Annotated in this window: 2 protein-coding genes; both read left to right on the top strand. The window is 69.6% G+C overall.

Going from position 1 to position 1177, the window contains the following annotated elements; genetic code table 11:
* A partial coding sequence (locus AC1DY5_RS56425; protein WP_478122836.1) for an ATP-binding cassette domain-containing protein occupies positions 1-777 on the top strand: 777 nt, incomplete at its 5' end.
* A 31-nt stretch (positions 778-808) separates the two neighbouring features.
* Positions 809-1177: cytochrome ubiquinol oxidase subunit I (locus AC1DY5_RS56420; RefSeq protein ID WP_478122835.1), on the top strand; the 369-nt coding region annotated here is incomplete at its 3' end.

The following is a 1177-nucleotide window of genomic DNA, read 5'->3' as shown; positions in this document are numbered from 1 at the left end:
GGACGCGCCTGGCTGGCGGCGCGGCGACTGGCGCCGCGCCTCGTCGAGCGCCCGCCCGTCGCGCTGGGCGAGCCCGCGATGCCGGCTGCTCCGCTGGAGCCGGGTCTGGCGCTTCGTCTCAGGGATGTCGTCGCGGCCCATCCCGGCAGCCGTGCGCCTGTGCTGCAGGGCATCTCGCTGGACCTGGCCGCCGGCGAAAGGGTGGCGCTGGTCGGGCCCAGCGGGGCCGGCAAGTCGAGCCTRCTCGCCGTGGTCGCGGGTGAATTCGCGGCCAGCGCCGGCACGCTGCGCAGCGCGCCTCACTGCCTGCTGACGCAGCGCACCGAGCTGTTCCAGGATAGCCTGCGCAACAACCTCCTGCTGGCCGATCCGGCGGCCGACGACGTCCGGCTCTGGTCCGTCCTGCAGGCCGCCGGCCTCGCGCAGGAGGTCCGCGCCATGGCCGCGGGACTCGACACCGCGCTGGGCGAAGGCGGCCTGGGCCTGTCGGGCGGGCAGTCGCGCCGACTGGCACTGGCGCGGCTGCTGCTGCGCGAGGTGCCCATCTGGCTACTGGACGAACCCACCGAAGCCCTGGACACTGCAAGTGCCCATGATGTATTGCAGCGCCTCGATGGCCAGGCGGCCGGCCGCACGCTGCTGGTCGCCACCCACCTGCGGCGCGAGGCGGCGCTGGCCGACCGGCTGCTGGCGATGCGTGACGGCCGCGTCACGGCCGACCTGCGGCGCGGCACCGCAGCCTTCGATGCGGCGCTGAAGGCGTTGCGCCCGGACTGAGAAACGACCGCCAAGAACACGAAAGGACCCCATGGACCTCGACATCGTTGCTCTCTCCCGATTGCAGTTCGCCCTGACGGCGCTGTATCACTTCCTGTTCGTTCCGCTGACCATCGGGCTGGCCGTGATCGTAGCGATCATGGAGACGGTCTTCGTGATGACCGGCCGCACCATCTGGCGCGACATGACGAAGTTCTGGGGCGTGCTGTTTGGCATCAACTTCGCGATGGGCGTCGCCACCGGCATCGTGATGGAGTTCCAGTTCGGCATGAACTGGAGTTACTACAGCCACTACGTCGGCGACGTCTTCGGTGCGCCACTGGCGATCGAGGGGCTCATGGCTTTCTTCCTCGAAGCCAGTTTCGTCGGCCTGTTCTTCTTCGGCTGGGACAAACTGTCC

The organism is Variovorax sp. P4_D9 (genome assembly GCF_056401695.1).
Note: the sequence above shows the minus strand (reverse complement) of the source record. Positions and strands in the feature narration are given on the sequence as shown.